Below are 18,488 nucleotides of genomic sequence, written 5' to 3'. Positions count from 1 at the left end.
CGATATCATTTGGCCTCTTGTTCTTTTTTATTTTCTCTTTTTATTTGTGCTTGTTCAATACTTGCCTGTAATGTCTCCATAATATTGATGATGTTTGGAGCAGGAGAGATTGTTTCCGTTTTTTCCTGTTGTTCAACTTTATTTTCGATTAATTCGGTAAGGGCTTCTGTATATTCATCTGTATACATTTCTTGTTCAAAAGGATTTGTAAGGTGGTGGATTAAATTAATTGCTGCGGTGAGTTCTTGTTTTTGGATAGGATAATTTTCATTACTTGGTAAGTTAGGTGTATTTGTTATATCGCGAATTTCATTAGGGTAGTGAATGGTTTGCAACATAAGTCCATCTTCAAAGTTACGGATAATAGCTAAATGTTGTTTTTTTCTAATGGAAATATGAATCAGCCCAAGTTTATTTGTACGTTCAAGAGCTTCTTTTAATAATAAATATGATTTTTCGTGTCCTGGAGTAGGGCCTATAAAATAAGAACGATCATAGAGAACTGAATCAATTTCGTTATTTTGGACAAAAGATATAATACGAATGGATCGTGGTTCGTGAGCTTTTTGCAAAGCAGCTAATTCTTTTTCATCAATAATGATGTATTTATGGGGTGCATATTCATAGGCTTTTACAATATCTTTATCATCAATTTCTTCATCTGTACAATCAGGAGCAAATTTTTTATATTTAATAGGTGTTAAGCATTCTTTATGGAGACTTAAAAATTTTATATCGTTTTCTTCTATGGCGCTATATAGTTTAATTCCTATATTTAATAGTCCAAGTGAGAGTGCACCTTTCCATACGGTATGCAAATGAAGCCTCTCCTTTCCTTAAAAATGATTATGTATATTATGAGGTAGTAAGAAATTTCCTATACGTGTATTTGTATTTTAGTGAAGGGCTTGAGACTTAAAATATATTGACAAGCCCTCCGAAATATTTTAATGTGAGTGTATAAAATTGTGTATAAAGGGGAGTAACTTATTACAGTAAAGTCGTCATTACAGGGAGAAACCCTCGGCTTTATTGGCAACGTTTCGTTGTTAGTGAGACCTTTACCAGCAATGGTAAAGGCCCCTTTCTATGTTTTTGAGGACCCTTACCATATTTGGTAGGGTCCTTTTCGTATACAAAGAGAGGAGAAATAAAATGAAAAAACTTATTAGTAGATTAAGAGTTGTATTTCATGTTCGTCGTTTCGTTCCATTTCTATTTGACTTTTTTACTTCAAAAGAGGTTTCAATAAAGAAGAAAATCTTATCTATTGCTTTTTTAGTTGGTTATGTAGCGATGCCGCTTGATTTAATTCCAGACTTCTTACCGTTCATCGGTATTTTAGATGATATTGGAATTGTGTTATTTATTTTGAACCGAATTGTAAAAATGGCGCCAGTTCAATTACAAGAAAAGCATAACGTAAACGTAGGATAGGAGTTAAAAGTGTGGAGCAAATTATTTTAGATATAATCGAGTTTTTAAAGCAGTTTTCTTATTTTGGAGTTGTGTTAGCATTAACGTTTGAATTTATTCCAGCAGAAGTAGTGTTGCCCATGGTTGGGTATTGGGTATACGAGGGTGATATGAATTTCTGGTTAGCTGTATTAGCAGGGACACTTGGCGGAACAACAGGACCTTTAACGTTATATGCACTCGGTTATTACGGTGGTCGTCCGTTATTAATAAAGTACGGGAAATACTTCTTTATTAAAGAAGAACAAATTCAAAAAGCAGATGATTTCTTTGAGAAATATGGACCAGTCGTAGCATTTGTTGGGCGCTTTGTACCCGGAGTTCGAACGCTTATTTCTGTTCCATGTGGTATGGCAAAAATGAACATATGGAAATTTAGTATATATACATTCGTAGCAATGTTCCCGTTAACGACTTTGTATATTTATTTTGGGATGAAATTAGGTCCGCATTGGGCAAAAGCGGCGGATGTTGTTGGACAATATATGCTACCGATATTACTAGTCGTAGTTATTGTTGTAGGTGGTATATTAATCTATAAATTTATGAAAAAAAGAAACAGAACGGAATCTATCTAGTTATTAGTACAGGAGTTGTCTTATTTTTTGAAAATAGATGAATCGTACAGGCAAAAGACTCTGAAGGACATACACATATAAGGAATAAAAAAGAAAGAAGGGAAAGACTATGGCTTGTGAGTGCTCAGGAACAGTTTTAACGTGTTGTTCGGATAATAGTAGTAACTTCGTCCAAGATAAAGTATGTAATTCATGGTCTAGTGCCGCTGCTAGTACATTTACTGTGTATGCGAATAATGTGAATCAAAATATCGTTGGAACAGGTTATTTAACTTATGATGTCGGGCCGGGTGTGAGTCCTGCAAACCAAATTACAGTGGCAGTGCTCGATTCAGGCGGAGGAACGATTCAATCATTTACCGTTTCTGAAGGTACAAGTATTGCGTTTACGTTCCGTCGTTTTAATATTATTCAAATTACGACACCGGCTACTCCGTTAGGAACCTACCAAGGAGAGTTTTGTATTACTACACGTTATTTAATTTCATAGAGAGGGGAAAAATAAGATGGGGAATTGTAGTACTAATCTTTCGTGCTGTGCAAATTCGCAAAAAACGATTGTTCAAGATAAAGTTTGTATTGACTGGACTGCATCAGCAACAGCTGAAGTAATTTATGCAGATAATATCTCTCAAGATATTTATGCATCGGGGTATTTGAAAGTAGATACTGGTACTGGACCTGTTACACTTGTGTTTTATAGTGGTGGTATAGCAGGGACTGCATTGGAAACGATTGTTGTTGCCACTGGAAGTAGCGCATCATTTACAGTTCGTCGTTTTGATACCGTTACAATTCTTGGAACAGCAGCTGCTGAAACTGGGGAATTTTGTATGACGATTCGTTATACTTTAGCATAGGATATTATAATATTGAAATAAAAAAACGTGTAAACTACGAGATAGTTTGCACGTTTTTTAGTGAACTTTTGGATTTTCAAAAGTAATGGTTGTTTGTAGACAAAAAATAATGCGATCATACGCAATCTCGTTTTGATTTGCAATAAGTGAGCTGGAAACAGTAACGTCCCTCTACATAAATAGAAGGATCTGTTGGAATATCTATTATTGTAACAGATTGTAAATTAGATCCTGTATATGAAAAAGTATTACCTGGTAAAACAGTGAAGGTACTTATATTATTGCCTACTATTTGTAAAAATAAAGCATTCGTGCTATTTCTATTGTTATATATGGATATAGTGCCGGAAACTGAAATAAGTCCATCGGATTCCCAAATTTTTAATGTTGAATACGTTTGTTTTAGTTGTCTTTGAGAAACTGGAATGAAATCATTTGAGATGAAGATATTACCAGCGAATTCATTTGTAACAAGTTCAGAATTGGAGGTAGGAGGTGGTGGAATTGGAGGGCAAGGACATGTCGGTTGACAGATGATAGATAAAGGAGCAAAACAACCAATATTTTTGTGGGATTTCAATAGGATCCCCTCCTTTTGAAAAGGTATTTATTATTATTAAATGTAACAGCATGGCCGATGTGTTAAGAATGGACAAAAAAAATTAAATCGTGATAGTTTCATAGGCTCATATCTCTTAATAGTTTTTATAGGGAAAATTTAGTTATCTATTAGACAAAAAGTACTTGTTTTATGTAAATGTGGGATTTAATATAAAATTGACTGTATATTTACAAAATTTAAACAAAATACATTTTTAGTTTAAATGAAGTTAATATATGTTCGATACAATAACCAGTGTAATTAATTTATTATATGAGGAGGATTCATGTGGAAAGAACAGCTTTACGAAAAGTAAAAGGTCTTATTGGATTATTAATGGTTTTTGTATTAGCATTCGTATCATTTCCGTGGAGTACATCAGTCAAAGCGGAAGAGAAGAAGCAAGAAAAGGCACCAAGTGAAAAGAAGATCGTTTTTCCAGTCGTAAGTGATGTACATATTAAAAATAGTGGAACAGATGATACGTTTCGCTGGAAAAGAGCGATTGAACAGTTCAATACGCTTGCACCAAGGCAAGATGCGTTTGTTATCGTAGGTGATTTCACAGATACAGGGTCAGTGCAGCAATATGATCGTTTCATGCAAGTATATAATGAAAATGCAAATAAAGATGCAGTACGAATGAATTCTCTAGGCAATCATGATTATTGGAACGGTTTAACTGTAGAGGGAGCGCAGAAACGTTTCTTAGAAAAAACAGGTATGGAATCGATTTATTATCATAACGTGGTAAAAGGTTATCATTTCCTTGTTATGTCTCCGGAAGATGGGACAACTCATGGGTATTATTCAGACAAGCAAATTAATTGGTTAAAAGAAGAAATGGCAAAGGCACAAAAAGATGATCCAGAAAAACCAATTTTCGTATTTTTACACCAACATATTAAAGATACAGTATACGGTAGCCAAGAGTGGGGAACAAAAGATAGTGCGAAAATTAACGAGGTGCTGAAAGAATATCCACAGGTTATTACATTTTCAGGTCATTCACATTATCCGTTAGATGACCCGAGATCCATTCATCAAAAAGACTTTACATCAGTTGGTACCTCTTCAGTAAGTTATATGGAAGTTGAAGGTGGTAAAGTACAAGGGACGATCCCGCCAGGAGCTAGTACATTAAGCCAAGGTTTATTAGTAGAAGTAGATGATAAAGAAGTAACAATTAATCGCCGTGATTTCCATACAAATTCTTGGACAGGCGAGCCTTGGAAAATTAAATTACCATCAAAGAAAGACACATTTACACATGTAGAAGATCGTGATAAAGAAAAGCCATACTTTGCAAAAGATGCGAAGTTATCGGTATCCAATGTAACAGAAAATGCATCAACAGTAACATTTATGCAAGCGTTGGACAACCTTCTTGTTCATTCTTACCGTGTACAAGCGAGAGATAAGCAAACGGGAGAAATAAAGAATAAATTGTTAGCATTCTCAGAGTTTTATCGTGATCCAGTGCCGAAAGAACTGACATTTACGCTTGCAGGACTAGATGGCGGGAAAACATATACACTGGAAGTCGTTGCGATTGATTCATTCGGCAATGAAAGTGTACAACCATTAACGGCAGAGATTACTACGAAAAAAGATAATATTGACCCGAATGTGAAAGTACCAAAGGCGGATGTTTTTGATGTGAACTTTGCAGATGGTACATTTAAAGACAATTCATCATTTGGTACAAAAGGTGATGTTAAGGGTAATGTGACTATTGAATATGATAAAGCATTGAAAAAGAATATTATGAAGCTAAACGGAAAAGCAAATACATTTGGATACCTCCCATTTTCAGCAGCACAAAAAGAGAAAGTAGCAAATACGTTTACGTTAGAAACTGTGTTTTCAATGAATGAAATCCGTGGGCAAGGTATTTTACAAAATACAGAGAGCGGCGGAATTGGCTTTGAATCTACAGGAAGTGGTTATGTAGAATTATGGGCTCATATTGGCGGTAGCTATAAGCGTGTTGGCGTTCAATTAGAGGCAAATAAAACGTACCATTTAACTGGAACGTATAATGGAAGTGAAGTAGCCATTTACGTAGATGGTAAAAAAGTAAATAGCCAACCAGCTACAGGGAAAGTATATCACCCGAACGTACCATTTGCACTTGGTGCAGATCCAGATAGCAACGGGAATGGTGGTATTCCGTTAAATGGACAAATTGCGCTTGCGAAATTATATAGTAAAGCGTTAAGTTCTTCAGAAGTATTAGCAGCGTATAATGAGTTTTCTAATCGTACAAAATTAGAGCAAGTAAACGCGTTATATGAAGAGCTTGGAAAAGTAAAAGAAGTGTTAGCTGGTACGTATGAGTTTGGTGACAAACCAGGTCAATATTCAAAGGAAGCATTTCAAGCATTAGAGAAAAGCTATAACACTGCAAAGCAAGCATTTGAAAATGTAGGAAGTACTGGAGAGCAAATCGTTCAAGCGTATAACGAATTAAAAACAGCTAATGTAACATTTGTACAATCTAAAGTAGCAGAAGAACAACCGAAAACACCGAAAGAAAAATTACAAATCAATATTGAAACTGCAAAAGCAGTGGTGAAAAAAGCGCAAGCTGCAAATGTAACGGATGGTTCAGTGAAATCATTGAGTCAAAAAATTACAGTGGCAGAAGCTGTATTAAAAGATGCGAAAGTAAAAGATGCACAAGTAGAAACGATGAATCGTACGGTGGAATATGCGATTTCACTCGTTGAAAAAAGCATAAACAAATAAGAGAGAAGAAAAAGAAGCTTATCATGATAGGCTTCTTTTTTGTTATACTAAAAGTAGTATAGAATGAAGGAGCGAATAATTTGGAAGAGAAAAAGCTAAAAAGAATTCTTGAATATGTATGGATCGCGGTTGTGCTCCTTGTAGGATATTATTTCTTAAAAGAGAAAAGTATATGGGTTCTATTTTTAATGACGTTTTTATTAGCGGGTTTAGGCACGTTATTTATTAATTTCTTCTTTGATAGTTTAAATGTATGGAAGAAGAAAAAGAAGGGAACGAAGTAAAGGAGGGAATATATGCAAAAGTGGAAGCTTATATATCAGGTGATTATTTTCCTATTGCTTGTAGGTATTGGCGTTTTTAAATACGCTACACCGATAGGGAATTGGGCATCGTTTACAGCTTGCATCGGCATATTTTTCATTTTACAATCGTTAACGAAAAAATATAATAATACAGAAAGATAGCTCACCGTTTTATCGGCGAGCTATTTTGTTATGCTTTTTTCTCTTCATCATTTGTTTTTTCAGTAGCTAAATGGCTATGTTTTCTAGAGTAGAAGAAATAGAAGCATAAGCCGACTAGAAGCCAAACTGCAAAGCTTATCCATGTCGTTTTAGACAAATTGATCATTAAATATAAACAGCAAAGAATTGCAACAACTGGTAATACAGGTACGAAAGGTGCGCGGAATCCACGTTTTAAATCAGGATGTGTTTTTCGTAAAATAAGTACAGCGCAGCAAACGAATGTGAATGCTGTTAACGTACCGATGTTTACTAAATTCGCTAGTAAATGTAAGTCTAACAGTCCTGCTAATAAAGCTGACACAACGCCAGTAATCCACGTGTTTAATAAAGGGATTTTTACTCTTTTATTCACACGTGCTAACGCTTTTGGAAGTAAACCGTCGCGGCTCATTGCATACGAAACGCGAACTTGTCCATACATAACGACTAAGAGAACGGTTGTCATTCCAGTCATCGCTCCAACAGCGAGTAGTCCTGCAATTGTATCTTCGCCAACGAAATGTAAGGCAAACGCAACCGGATCAGAAACATCTAATTGTGTATACGGAACCATACCTGTTAAAACGAAAGATACAATCATGTATAAAACAGTACAAATAAGAAGGGAACCGATAATGCCAATTGGTAAATCGCGCTGCGGTTTTTTCGTTTCTTCTGCAGCTGTTGCGATTGCATCAAAGCCTAAGAAGGCGAAGAATACAGTGGCAGCCCCAGTAATGATACCGTCGTATCCGAATGGAATGAACGGCGTCCAATTTTCAGGTTTTACATATTTTGCCCCTGCTACGATAAAGGCGATTATAACAGCTAGCTTGATAAGAACCATAATATTATTAATGCGTGCGCTTTCGCGTATACCGAAACTTAAAAGTCCCGTAATGAGTAGTAAAATACAAACAGCCGGTAAATCGATAATGCCGCCTTTTCCTACGCCAGGGGCCGAGGCGATTATGGTGGGCAGATGGATGTTAAATCCTTGTAGTAAAGATTGTAAATAACCAGACCAACCGACAGCTACTGCCGCGACTGCAAGTAAATATTCGAGCATTAAACACCAGCCGACGATGAAGGCGACGACTTCTCCGACTGTCATATATGCGTAAGTGTACACACTTCCTGAGACAGGAATAGAAGAAGCAAATTCAGCATAACAAAAGGCTACACAAGCACAAGTAAATGCAGCAATAAGGAATGATAGCATAATACCAGGACCAGAATGTTTCGCTGCGACAATACCTGTTAATACAAAAATCCCTGTCCCAATTACGGCGCCAATTCCTAAAAATGTTAAATCAAGTGCCGTTAATGTTCTATCTAACTGCCGTGGTGATTCAGTACTAAGCGGTTTTTTTCGTAATAATGACTTCACTTTGGACTCTCCCCCCGTTTTTCATTTCCATAACTGCGAATATAGTATGAGCCCACTAGAAAAGAGTATGTAAGTAAATGGAGGTACAGTTATGGTGTCTAGTTTTTTAAAATTGCTGGATTAATTTTATTATAATTCAGAATATTTTGTCAAATAAAAATGTGACAAATAAAATGCGAATGAATAGGGGAAACTACTGGCAGGAATGGACGAGGGTTAACAGAGTGACAAAACCACTCATAAAAGTTTTACTTTATAAAGTAGGAGAAGATGTTATGTTATTTTATTTTGAACTTGTCGTCATTTTACTTTGTACGAAATTAGCTGGTGATATTAGCGTTAGGCTTGGCCAGCCTTCTGTACTTGGTAAATTAATCGTTGGTATTATTATCGGTCCGGCTGTGCTTGGTATTATTAATAGTTCTGAACTCATTGATGAACTGAGTGAAATTGGTGTTTTACTACTTATGTTTATGGCAGGACTTGAAACAGATTTAGAAGAGTTAAATCGAAATTTGAAATCTGCATTCGCAGTAGCGATGGGAGGAATTATTTTCCCATTCCTTGGTGGATATTTAGCAGGACTTGCATTTGGAATGTTACAGTCACATGCGATCTTTTTAGGGTTATTACTTTGTGCCACTTCGGTTAGTATTTCTGTTCAAACACTAAGAGATTTAGGGAAAATGAATACGAGAGAAAGTACGACGATTTTAGGGGCAGCTGTATTTGATGATGTAATTGTTGTTATTTTATTAGCATTTGTGATGAGTTTTTTAGGTACACAAGATGTAAATGTAACGCTTGTCATTGCAAAGAAAATTATCTTTTTTGTAAGTATCGTTTTCATCTCTTGGAAAGTTGTTCCATGGATTATGAAAATGCTCGTACCACTTCGCGTAACAGAAGCGTTAATTAGTGCAGCTCTTATTATTTGTTTCTCATTTTCGTATTACAGTGAAATGATGGGGATCGCAGGTATTATTGGGGCATTTGCAGCCGGAATTGCCATTTCGCAAACAGAGTATAAGCACGAAGTAGAACATAAAATTGAACCGATTGCTTATGCAATATTTGTACCGGTGTTCTTCGTAAGTATCGGAATGGAAATTACATTTCAAGGTATCGGAAGCCAGCTTTGGTTCATTATCATCATGACGCTTATTGCAATTTTTACAAAGTTAATCGGATCAGGTTTAGGAGCAAGACTGACAGGGTTCAACCTTCAATCTTCTATTAGTATTGGTGCGGGGATGGTTTCACGCGGGGAAGTGGCGCTTATTATCGCAGCGAATGGACTTGCGGCGAATTTATTAGCGAAAGAAAATTTCACAGCGATTGTTATTGTTGTTATATTAACGACGATTATTACGCCGCCGCTTTTGAAGAAGTATTTTGTATAGAGAGGAAGAGCTTATCTGATGTAGATAAGCTCTTTTTTTATTGGAAAAAGCAATGGTCATATAGCGTGAATCGTTTGTAATTATGGTAAAATCTACGTATATGGTAAGTCGAGGGGAGAAAATGTGTGAGGATTACGAAGGGGAAGGTTATCGGTATAATCATACTTATTGCGCTATGTATACCATTTACTGCATGGAAAGAGTCAAAAGTGAAAGACTTTCCGGTTTCTATTTTTTCGCAAGAAGCAGATGGTGAGTACGATCAGAAGCTGAAATATACTGCTTTTTTACCTGATGTTGCGATTTGGATGAACGGTTGGGAAAAGAAGTGGACAGAAGGGGAAAGAACCGTTTATCAAAAAGGGAATCGCATTGTAAATGTGTTTCATCCTCCTGGCGATGATGGTTTTTACCTTCTTGAAGCAAGAGAAAATAAGTGAACGCAACTGTAAGAAGTGGAGGTTAAATAGTGAAAGCTTCAACATTACTATTTAAAATTGAAAGTAATATGGATCAATTTTCACCAGCTGAAAAGAAGGTTGCCATGTACATAATGGAGAATGCAGAGATTGTTCCGAACTTAACGACGAAAGAAGTGTCAACGAATGCAGGCGCGAGTGAAGCAAGTGTTGTTCGCTTTTGTAAGTCAATCGGAATCGGAAGCTTTAAAGCATTTAAAATCGCGCTCGTTCGTGAATTGACGATTGCTGATTATAATATTAATGATTTTTCAGTGATGAATACGGAAGATGGACCGTATGACTTGTTTAATAAAGTTACGTATGTGAATAAAGCTGCAATTGAGGCGAGCGTGACGGCGATAGATAAAAAGGAACTTGAGAAAGCTGCAGATCATATTGTAAATGCAGATAAAATTATCTTTTACGGAGTAGGCGGATCAGCTACTCCTGCGATGGACGGGGCTTATAAATTTACAAGGCTCGGATTTACAGCGATGATGCTATCAGATTTTCATATGATGTTGCCGCTTGTGACGAATTTAAAAGAAGGCGATATATTTGTGGCGATTTCAACATCTGGTCGTACGAAAGATGTACTTGAAATGGCGCAATATGCGAAGAGACAAGGTGCAACAGTTATTGCGATTACAAAGCTTGATCAATCATCACTGTTATATAAAGAGGCGGATATTCGTCTTTGTATGCCAGATGTAGAACAAGATCATCGTATTGCAAGTATTGCTTCAAGAATGACGCAATTGAACATGATAGATGCTTTATATGTCATTACTTTTAATCGTATTGGTAATAAAGTGCTGGATCAATTTATGGAGACAAGAGAAGAAGCCTTGCGGTTACGGAAGTTAAAATGAGAAGATGGGGAAACCCATCTTTTTTTGCGTACTGACATAAAGTGAAACTTTAATAAGTGGGGGGGCATCCCCCACTTATTATTAGTTGAACCAATGGGACTTTTACAGGCAGTTGATCCCCCACCTATCTTCTTTGCTTTCGCTGAATTTGAGGTGGGGGTCTTACTGCCAGTTAAAGTGGGATAAATTCGTCATGAAAAGAAATAAAATTTCATAAAATAATAAAGTAATATTGATTTTAAATTTCTTAAAGTTATAATGAAAGTATGAAATTAAATTTCAAAGCAGGTGATAATATGTTAGAAAATTTATCGACAGAACATCGTAATGAGAAGACGATGAATTTAGATGAGATGAGTATAAAAGAAGTGTTGCAAAGTATGAATGAAGAAGATCGAACTGTTGCGTTAGCAGTTGAAAATGAAATAGAAGAAATTGAAAAGGTTGTAGTGGCTGTTATTCAGTCTTTTGAAGAAGAGGGCCGATTAATTTACATTGGGGCTGGTACGAGTGGCCGTTTAGGTATTTTGGACGCAGTGGAATGTCCGCCAACATTTGGCACAGATGATAAAATGGTGCAAGGATTTATAGCAGGTGGATTGAAAGCGTTTACTAAAGCGGTGGAAGGTGCAGAAGACCGCGAAGAGTTAGCAGAAGAAGATTTAAAAAGTATTGGATTAAACGAGAAAGATACATTGATTGGAATTGCGGCAAGTGGTCGAACTCCTTATGTAATTGGCGGTTTGAAGTACGCGGCTAGCGTGGGAGCGAGCACGGCGAGTATTTCTTGTAATAAAAATGCTGAAATAAGTAAATATGCAAAACTAAATGTGGAAGTAGAAACAGGCGCAGAAATTTTAACAGGATCAACGCGTTTGAAAGCTGGTACAGCGCAAAAATTAGTACTTAATATGATTTCAACAGCATCTATGATTGGTGTTGGGAAAGTATATAAAAATTTAATGGTAGATGTTCAATCTACAAATGAAAAGTTAGTAGAACGATCAAAACGCATTATTGTGGAAGCAACAGGTGTGAGTTATGAAGTAGCAGCAGAGTGCTATGAAAAAGCAGAACGTAATGTGAAAGCCGCGATTGTTATGGTGTTATTGCAGTGTGAGTATGGGGAAGCACTGGAGAAATTAAAAGAAGCGAAAGGGTTTGTGAAGAAGGCACTATAAAATAATAGGGAGGGGGATTCTATTATGAAGAAAGAAGAGAGAATGGCCAAAGAAATATCAGAGCAACTTGGGGGAGTAAAAAATATTCGTGGCATTGCTCATTGTATGACGAGGCTACGATTAACGCTTCATGATGAAAGTAAAGTGAATATGGACCTTTTGAAAAAAGTTGAAGGGGTTATGGGCGTTATTGAAGATGAGACGCTTCAAGTTGTTGTTGGCCCAGGGACAGTAAATAAAGTAGCAGCTGAAATGGAAGGTTTAACGGGACTGCGAATTGGTGAGGTGGCAGATCATCACCTTGAAGACCTTGGGCAAGAAATGAAGTCAGAGATTAAGAAGAAAAATAATACACCAGTGAAAAACTTTTTAAGAAAAATAGGAAGTATTTTCATTCCGTTAATTCCAGGTCTTGTTGCGTCAGGAATTATAAACGGGGTCGCTAACTTTGCGAAAAACGCAGGTGCTGATCCGAATGCAACGTGGCTACAAATACTACTACTCATTGGTGGCGGTATCTTTACATTCTTAGGAATTTTAGTCGGCTGGAATACAGCGAAAGAATTTGGCGGGACACCAGTTCTCGGGGCGATTGCTGGTATTTTAATTTTTAACCCGGCGATGGCAAATGTGAAATTATTTGGTGAAGCGCTCGTACCCGGACGGGGCGGATTGTTTGCAGTTATTTTTGCAGCATGGCTTATGGTTGTAGTAGAAAGACAAGTTCGAAAAGCAGTGCCAAATGCAGTTGATATTATCGTGACACCGCTCATTACTGTGTTAGTCGTAAGTATTGTAACGATGTTAGCCATTCAGCCGGTAGCAGGTTTCTTATCTGAAGGAATTACAAGCGGAATTAATGGTATTTTAAGTATTGGCGGCGCATTTGCTGGAGCAGTGCTTGCTGGAACATTTTTACCTCTCGTTATGGTCGGATTACATCACGGTTTAACACCAATTCATATGGAGTTTATTAATCAAACGCACGTAACACCTTTATTACCAGTACTAGCAATGGCTGGGGCTGGGCAAGTAGGAGCAGCGATTGCGATTTTTGTAAAAACAAAAAACAAACGACTTCGTAACGTAATTAAAGGTGCATTACCAGTTGGATTTTTAGGAATTGGCGAACCGTTATTATACGGGGTTACATTACCACTTGGGAAACCGTTTCTTACAGCTTGTTTAGGTGCAGCAGTTGGCGGTGCATTCCAAGCAGTTATGAAAACAGCCGCACTCGGAATCGGTGTATCAGGATTATCATTAATTCCGTTAATTGCTGATAATAAATATTTATTATATTTCCTTGGATTAGTAGTGGCATATACGTTCGGATTCATCTTTACGTACTTCTTCGGATTCAAAGAAGAAATGGCAGAAAACATATAGAGAAAGGGATTCCTTTCTCTTTTTCTATTCATAGAAAGGGAGATTTATATGATAGGAGTTTCAATTTATCTTGCAAAAGAACGAGTAAAGAAGCAAGAAGAGTGGCTAAAAGTGGCGAAGGAAAACGGGTTTTCATCTATTTTCACATCACTTCATATACCAGAGGATGATCCTGGTACGTATAAAGAGTTAATTCAAATACTTGGGAAACAGGCTCTTGAAAATGAAATGGAATTAATGGTCGATGTTTCTCCACAATCGTTACACCATTTAGGTATGACGTACGAAAATGTCGAAGAGTTAGTAGACTGGGGCATTACTGGTTTACGAATGGACTACGGCATCACGCCGAAAGAAATCGCACGCGTATCTCATAAAATGAAAGTAGCTTTAAATGCGAGTACGATTACAGATTCATTTTGGAAAGAGTTAATCATAGAAAATATAAAAGTAGAGAATGTAGAAGCTTGGCATAATTTTTATCCGCGTCCAGAAACAGGACTAGCAAAGTCCTTTTTACAAAAACAAAACGAATACTTACATGAGTGGGGAATAAAAACGATGGCATTTATTCCGGGAGATGGTGAAAAACGTGGACCGTTATATGAAGGTTTACCGACGTTAGAAAAACACCGTTATATGCGTCCCCTTGAAGCGTACTTAGAACTTGTACAAGATTGTGGTGTCGATAAGGTGCTAATCGGGGATATAAGCGGAAGTGTAGAAAGTGTACAAGAGATAGCGAGTGCGAGCAGAGGGATTATTCCGCTGCGGTACAAATCGTTTATATGCGATAAAGAAGCATTAAAAGTAGTGGAGAGAGTGCATACAAATAGACTAGATCCAGCTCGTGATGTCATTCGTTCTGTAGAATCGCGAGAGGAGAATAAAGTGATTTTACAGCCGATGTATACAATTGCAAGAAAGAAAGGCAGCATTACAATTGATAATGAATTGTACGGTAGGTATGCAGGAGAGATGCAAGTTGCCACACATGATTTGCCTAAGGATGAGAAAGTGAATGTTGTTGGAATGGTTGTAGAAGAGGACTTGTCTTTATTGCCGTATGTTGGTGCTGGAAAAATGTTTCAACTTTTTTTGTGCGATAGAGTAAAAGCTTGAATTAGCGCTATTTTGTAGGAAAACATTATCCGTAAAAGGGATAATGTTTTTTGTTTCCTTAAAAAAAGTATTTGACGAATGAAATGAAATACCGTATTGTTTTGACTTGTAAATAAAAGTTCACCATAACAGAACAAAAAGGAGAGTTCAAAATGAATCAACATATTGGGAATTTAATGCTTCGTATCGTTTTAGGAGTGACATTCTTTGCGCACGGTTTAGCGAAGTTTCAATCAGGTATCGATAACGTAGCAGGATGGTTTACAAGCATCGGCTTACCAGGTGGTCTTGCATACGGCGTAGCAACAGTTGAATTAGTTGGTGGTATATTATTAATTATCGGTTTAGGCGTAAGATATGTAGGATTGTTATTCGCTCTTATTTTAGCTGGAGCTATCGTAAAGGTAAATGGAGCAGCAGGTTTATTAGGAGATGGAAAGAACCCAGGATATGAATTAGATCTTGCATTATTAGCAATGGGTGCGTATTTATTCGTTGTAAAAGCAGAAGGATATGTAGATCGTTTCGTAAAAGAGAAAGTAATGAAAGCGAAGTAAACTTATTTATAAATTGTTGGCTTGACTTGAATTATGATTGTAACTATAATGATTACAACTGATGGGTTAAGAATAAAACATTATAAAAATTTTTTTGCACAAGTTGTAACTATAAATGTTACAACTTGTGCAAAAAATAAATAAAACGGGAGGAAGTAATATGCCTAAATCAAATTTAGAAATTATTCGAAGCACGTATGAAGGATCAGCTTCTTCAAATGCAAAACATTTAGTAGAACCCCTCTCTGAAAAAGTAGAATGGACAGAGGCAGAAGGATTCCCGTACGGGGGAACTTATATAGGTGTAGAAGCAATAATGGAAAATGTATTTAGCCGATTAGGATCAGAATGGCATGATTATAAAGCGAGTGTAAATATGTACCATGAAGTAAACGGAAAAGATGTAATTATTGCTGAAGGTGTTTATTCAGGAGTTTATAAAGAAACGGGAAGATCATTTGAAGCAGAGTTTGTTCATGTATGGCAACTGGAGAACGGAAAAATCGTGAAGTTTAAGCAGTATGTAGATAGTCATATTGTTAAGGAAGCGATGAAGAGCTAATGCTTTTTAAATGGATTGTAGGAATATGTATTACAATTATAGTAATCATCTCGTCTATAGTTGGCGGAAAGAAATTGCTTGCATATGTGGAAAAAGAGAATAAAAATATTCAAACCCAGCAAGCGGAAAACGAAAAAGAGAAGAAAGTTGCAGAAGAATCTCCACAAGTTAGTGAAGGTGAAATTATTTCTACAATGCATAGGATGGTACATCAAAAGGTAAAATCCTCGGAGAAATGGGGATTTGTAGAAATGACAACAAAAGAAATTTATAGCGTAAAGAAAGGTATTGAAAATAGTATAGATTTTCAATATAAAACGAAGCTGCTTTCTATTATAAATAGATGGGAAAAAGGAGATTTTTCTCAAACTGTTGAGGAGCATAACTTTTTATGGGGTCTTCAAGGTGGAGATACTGGAAAGGCAACAGAACGTTTATCGCCAGAAGAAGAAAAGCGGTATATAAAAGAAATAAAGAGTAAATAAAAACATCGCCACCCGGATGACGATGTTTTTTTCATTAAGAATGTTTTCGCATTAAAGCTCTAGTTGGTTGAACAGTAACCGTTTTGAAATGAGAAAATAAATAACATCCTGTCACAACGATCATTGTCCCTAAAATTTGTATCCACGTTAGTTCTTCACCGAGGAAAAGGAATGCTAAAATAGCTGTGAAAATCGGATTGAAGTTTAGAAAAATACCGGATGTAGTCGCTCCTAATTTTTGCACGCCAATATTCCAAAACACCATACAAAGAACTGTGGAAATAAGCCCAGTATATAAAAGTGATGTTAGGAAAGAAGTATTTATGTTTGTAACAGTGAAGCTCCCTATGTTAAATGGCAGTAATAGAATAACGCCGAAAATACCAGAGTATAATGTTGCCATGAGTGGTGTCGTTGTTTTTGTTGCCCATTTACTACAAACAGAATAGATTCCCCAAATACAAACAGCCGCAATCATCCATAAATCGCCGCTATTAAAATGTAGTGAAAATAAAAGTGCAAAGTTACCTTTTAATAGGACAAGAATAACCCCAAAGAATGAAAGAATCATGGATAGAATTTGAAGTGTATTTACTTTTTCTTTTAGAAATAATACTGAAAATAGTGCAATTGAAATCGCATTTAATGTAGAAATAAGCCCTACATTCGTTGCGGATGTTTTTTCTAGTGCTAGAAATTGAAAGATGTTAAAAAGAGCGACCCCTGAGATTCCCATTAGTATTAACGGAAGTATTGCCGCGCGAGGTGGAATGATTTTCTTTTCTTTAAACCATACGATCGGTAATAAACAAACGATCGCAATCATCCATCTTAAACTTGTTAGTGTCATCGGTGATGCATGATCAACGAGCGATTTTCCAACGACGAAATTTCCTCCCCATAATAAGCTCGTTAGTAATAGTAAAAAGACATAAAAATAAGGCATATTAAAATCCCCTTTGTTATAATCAATGTGAATTGTAAATAATTTTAGCATTTTTCTTCGTTGTGTAATATATTCTTTTGTATAATGGTTAAAAGTCGATAAAATATTTTGTTGTAAATAGTGTTTGTAGAATGATATTCAGTTTTATATAAGTTGTAAGTTGTTTTTTCGAATAATCATCGGTAAGAAAAAGGGGGAATTGTAATGGAGTCGTCTGTTATTAAAGTGTTAGATGATTTGGACGTACAAATTTTAGATATATTGCAGAAGGAGTCTCAAGTAAGTAATGCTGAGCTTGCGCGACGCGTTAATTTATCACCAGCTGCGATGCATGCGAGAATAAAAAGATTAGATGGAGAAGGGTTCATTGATAAGCAAGTAGCCATTTTAAATCAAGAAAAGCTTGGTTTTGATTTGTTATGTTTCATTTTTATGAGTACGAATATTCATCAATCGGATAAACTTGACGTGTTGGAAAAAGAATTAGAGTCGATGCCAGAAGTGTTAGAATGTCACTGTTTAACAGGAGAATATGATTATTTATTAAAGGTTGCAAATCGTGATCGTAAAGAGCTGGAGCAGTTTATTAGAAAGTTGAATAAGCTGGGTATTACAAGGATACAGACGAGTTTAGCACTTCGTGAAATTAAATATTCGACAGTATTACCGATCCGAAATGGGGAACCGAGCATCGATTAGATTGCTTGGTTTTTTGTTTGTATAAAGTGATTGACGAGGGGAAAGGAGAGATGTATTATTATATAAAATTATGTATTAAAATTCAATTTAGGTTATAAATATTAATATCGGGGACAAGGGGATATAATATGAAAATCTTTAATGCGGTTACGAGTGATGTGAAAGAAATTTATAGTCTTATTGAAGCTTATGCAAAAGAAGGAGTAGTTTTACCACGTTCTCTTTTATCTCTCTATCAATATTTACAATGTTTATATGTTATGAAAGAAGGGGAAGAAATCGTTGGAGTTGCTGGTTTACATGTGTTAGGGGAGGACCTTGCAGAAGTCCGGTCGTTAGTCGTCTCGCATACATATGCAGGGAAAGGAATTGGTCGCATGTTAGTGAACCATGTAATAAATGAGGCAGCGAAAATAAAAGTGAGTAGAGTCATTTCTTTAACATATGAAACGGAATTTTTTCAAAAGTGCGGGTTTGATTTTGTGAATAGAGAGGCGTTACCTGAGAAAGTATGGATCGATTGTAAACATTGTCCAAAAGTTGATTATTGTGATGAGGTGGCGATGATTCGATATGTTGGGTGAAATTTTCAGAGAGAAAAAAGTCCCACTATTATTTACGTAATAGTGGGTATCTATATTTTAGG

22 protein-coding genes are annotated in these 18,488 nt (G+C 36.2%); 18 read left to right on the top strand and 4 right to left on the bottom strand.

Going from position 1 to position 18,488, the window contains the following annotated elements:
* Positions 1-5 precede the first annotated feature (5 nt).
* Positions 6-818 (bottom strand): non-homologous end joining protein Ku, encoded by an 813-nt coding sequence (ku, locus tag ACUN0F_RS29460; RefSeq protein WP_445540645.1) that lies wholly within the window; start codon positions 816-818, stop codon positions 6-8.
* Positions 819-1,155: 337 nt separating this feature from the next.
* On the opposite strand from ku, the gene ACUN0F_RS29455 reads away from it, so the two are divergent.
* From ACUN0F_RS29455 to ACUN0F_RS29440, 4 genes are all read left to right on the top strand, one after another.
* Positions 1,156-1,437 (top strand): YkvA family protein, encoded by a 282-nt coding sequence (locus tag ACUN0F_RS29455; protein WP_000733844.1) that lies wholly within the window; start codon positions 1,156-1,158, stop codon positions 1,435-1,437.
* Between the two features lie 11 nt (positions 1,438-1,448).
* The gene (locus ACUN0F_RS29450) at positions 1,449-2,054 is read left to right on the top strand and encodes a DedA family protein (RefSeq protein WP_000435010.1); all 606 of its coding nucleotides are present in this window, start codon (positions 1,449-1,451) and stop codon (positions 2,052-2,054) included.
* Between the two features lie 109 nt (positions 2,055-2,163).
* Positions 2,164-2,544 (top strand): DUF3992 domain-containing protein, encoded by a 381-nt coding sequence (locus ACUN0F_RS29445; protein ID WP_048545698.1) that lies wholly within the window; start codon positions 2,164-2,166, stop codon positions 2,542-2,544.
* 16 nt (positions 2,545-2,560) lie between these two features.
* Positions 2,561-2,914 carry a DUF3992 domain-containing protein gene (locus ACUN0F_RS29440; protein ID WP_098577382.1) on the top strand — a complete coding sequence of 118 codons (354 nt, stop codon included), beginning with the start codon at positions 2,561-2,563 and terminating at the stop codon, positions 2,912-2,914.
* A gap of 115 nt (positions 2,915-3,029) precedes the next feature.
* Here the strand turns inward: ACUN0F_RS29440 and ACUN0F_RS29435 are convergent, their stop codons facing one another.
* Positions 3,030-3,494 (bottom strand): S-Ena type endospore appendage, encoded by a 465-nt coding sequence (locus ACUN0F_RS29435; RefSeq protein ID WP_264462295.1) that lies wholly within the window; start codon positions 3,492-3,494, stop codon positions 3,030-3,032.
* Between the two features lie 309 nt (positions 3,495-3,803).
* Here ACUN0F_RS29435 and ACUN0F_RS29430 point away from each other — a divergent pair, with 309 nt between their 5' ends.
* From ACUN0F_RS29430 to ACUN0F_RS29420, 3 genes are all read left to right on the top strand, one after another.
* The gene (locus tag ACUN0F_RS29430; protein ID WP_445540644.1) at positions 3,804-6,266 is read left to right on the top strand and encodes a LamG-like jellyroll fold domain-containing protein; all 2,463 of its coding nucleotides are present in this window, start codon (positions 3,804-3,806) and stop codon (positions 6,264-6,266) included.
* Between the two features lie 80 nt (positions 6,267-6,346).
* Positions 6,347-6,550: a hypothetical protein gene (locus tag ACUN0F_RS29425; RefSeq protein WP_264462297.1), complete on the top strand. Its 204-nt coding sequence runs from the start codon at positions 6,347-6,349 to the stop codon at positions 6,548-6,550.
* Between the two features lie 12 nt (positions 6,551-6,562).
* Positions 6,563-6,733 (top strand): hypothetical protein, encoded by a 171-nt coding sequence (locus ACUN0F_RS29420; protein WP_001174844.1) that lies wholly within the window; start codon positions 6,563-6,565, stop codon positions 6,731-6,733.
* Positions 6,734-6,761: 28 nt separating this feature from the next.
* Here ACUN0F_RS29420 and ACUN0F_RS29415 read toward each other — a convergent pair whose 3' ends face one another.
* On the bottom strand, positions 6,762-8,165 hold the full coding sequence (locus ACUN0F_RS29415) for an amino acid permease (protein ID WP_000838743.1): 1,404 nt from the start codon (positions 8,163-8,165) through the stop codon (positions 6,762-6,764).
* A 179-nt stretch (positions 8,166-8,344) separates the two neighbouring features.
* Here ACUN0F_RS29415 and ACUN0F_RS29410 point away from each other — a divergent pair, with 179 nt between their 5' ends.
* The 9 genes from ACUN0F_RS29410 to ACUN0F_RS29370 all read left to right on the top strand — a co-directional run bounded on the left by ACUN0F_RS29410 (position 8,345) and on the right by ACUN0F_RS29370 (position 16,197).
* Positions 8,345-9,568: a cation:proton antiporter gene (locus ACUN0F_RS29410; RefSeq protein ID WP_052767423.1), complete on the top strand. Its 1,224-nt coding sequence runs from the start codon at positions 8,345-8,347 to the stop codon at positions 9,566-9,568.
* Between the two features lie 125 nt (positions 9,569-9,693).
* Entirely contained in the window at positions 9,694-10,008 is a 315-nt protein-coding gene (locus ACUN0F_RS29405) for an outer surface protein (RefSeq protein ID WP_193673248.1), read from the top strand.
* Positions 10,009-10,037: 29 nt separating this feature from the next.
* Positions 10,038-10,901 carry a MurR/RpiR family transcriptional regulator gene (locus ACUN0F_RS29400; protein ID WP_243499315.1) on the top strand — a complete coding sequence of 288 codons (864 nt, stop codon included), beginning with the start codon at positions 10,038-10,040 and terminating at the stop codon, positions 10,899-10,901.
* Positions 10,902-11,197: 296 nt separating this feature from the next.
* Positions 11,198-12,082 (top strand): N-acetylmuramic acid 6-phosphate etherase, encoded by an 885-nt coding sequence (gene murQ, locus ACUN0F_RS29395; protein ID WP_193673250.1) that lies wholly within the window; start codon positions 11,198-11,200, stop codon positions 12,080-12,082.
* Positions 12,083-12,106: 24 nt separating this feature from the next.
* Positions 12,107-13,471, top strand: coding sequence for a PTS transporter subunit EIIC (locus ACUN0F_RS29390; RefSeq protein ID WP_445540643.1), 1,365 nt, complete (start codon positions 12,107-12,109; stop codon positions 13,469-13,471).
* Between the two features lie 48 nt (positions 13,472-13,519).
* Positions 13,520-14,593, top strand: coding sequence for a DUF871 domain-containing protein (locus tag ACUN0F_RS29385; RefSeq protein ID WP_445540642.1), 1,074 nt, complete (start codon positions 13,520-13,522; stop codon positions 14,591-14,593).
* A gap of 152 nt (positions 14,594-14,745) precedes the next feature.
* Positions 14,746-15,150: a DoxX family protein gene (locus tag ACUN0F_RS29380; protein ID WP_264462302.1), complete on the top strand. Its 405-nt coding sequence runs from the start codon at positions 14,746-14,748 to the stop codon at positions 15,148-15,150.
* 160 nt (positions 15,151-15,310) lie between these two features.
* Positions 15,311-15,712 (top strand): nuclear transport factor 2 family protein, encoded by a 402-nt coding sequence (locus ACUN0F_RS29375; protein WP_445540641.1) that lies wholly within the window; start codon positions 15,311-15,313, stop codon positions 15,710-15,712.
* The gene (locus ACUN0F_RS29370; RefSeq protein ID WP_445540640.1) at positions 15,712-16,197 is read left to right on the top strand and encodes a PRK06770 family protein; all 486 of its coding nucleotides are present in this window, start codon (positions 15,712-15,714) and stop codon (positions 16,195-16,197) included. Before ACUN0F_RS29375 ends, ACUN0F_RS29370 begins: the two co-directional genes overlap by 1 nt.
* A gap of 34 nt (positions 16,198-16,231) precedes the next feature.
* Here ACUN0F_RS29370 and ACUN0F_RS29365 read toward each other — a convergent pair whose 3' ends face one another.
* A complete protein-coding gene (locus tag ACUN0F_RS29365) occupies positions 16,232-17,143 on the bottom strand; it encodes a DMT family transporter (RefSeq protein WP_137035381.1) in 912 nt (303 codons plus the stop codon).
* 204 nt (positions 17,144-17,347) lie between these two features.
* Between ACUN0F_RS29365 and ACUN0F_RS29360 the strand changes: the two genes are divergently transcribed.
* Both ACUN0F_RS29360 and ACUN0F_RS29355 read left to right on the top strand, forming a co-directional pair.
* The gene (locus ACUN0F_RS29360) at positions 17,348-17,842 is read left to right on the top strand and encodes an Lrp/AsnC family transcriptional regulator (RefSeq protein ID WP_000446102.1); all 495 of its coding nucleotides are present in this window, start codon (positions 17,348-17,350) and stop codon (positions 17,840-17,842) included.
* Between the two features lie 128 nt (positions 17,843-17,970).
* On the top strand, positions 17,971-18,426 hold the full coding sequence (locus ACUN0F_RS29355) for an N-acetyltransferase (RefSeq protein ID WP_000689146.1): 456 nt from the start codon (positions 17,971-17,973) through the stop codon (positions 18,424-18,426).
* The last annotated feature ends 62 nt before the right edge of the window (positions 18,427-18,488 follow it).

The sequence above is a fragment of the Bacillus sp. 1A genome (assembly GCF_052682215.1).
Note: the sequence above shows the minus strand (reverse complement) of the source record. Positions and strands in the feature narration are given on the sequence as shown.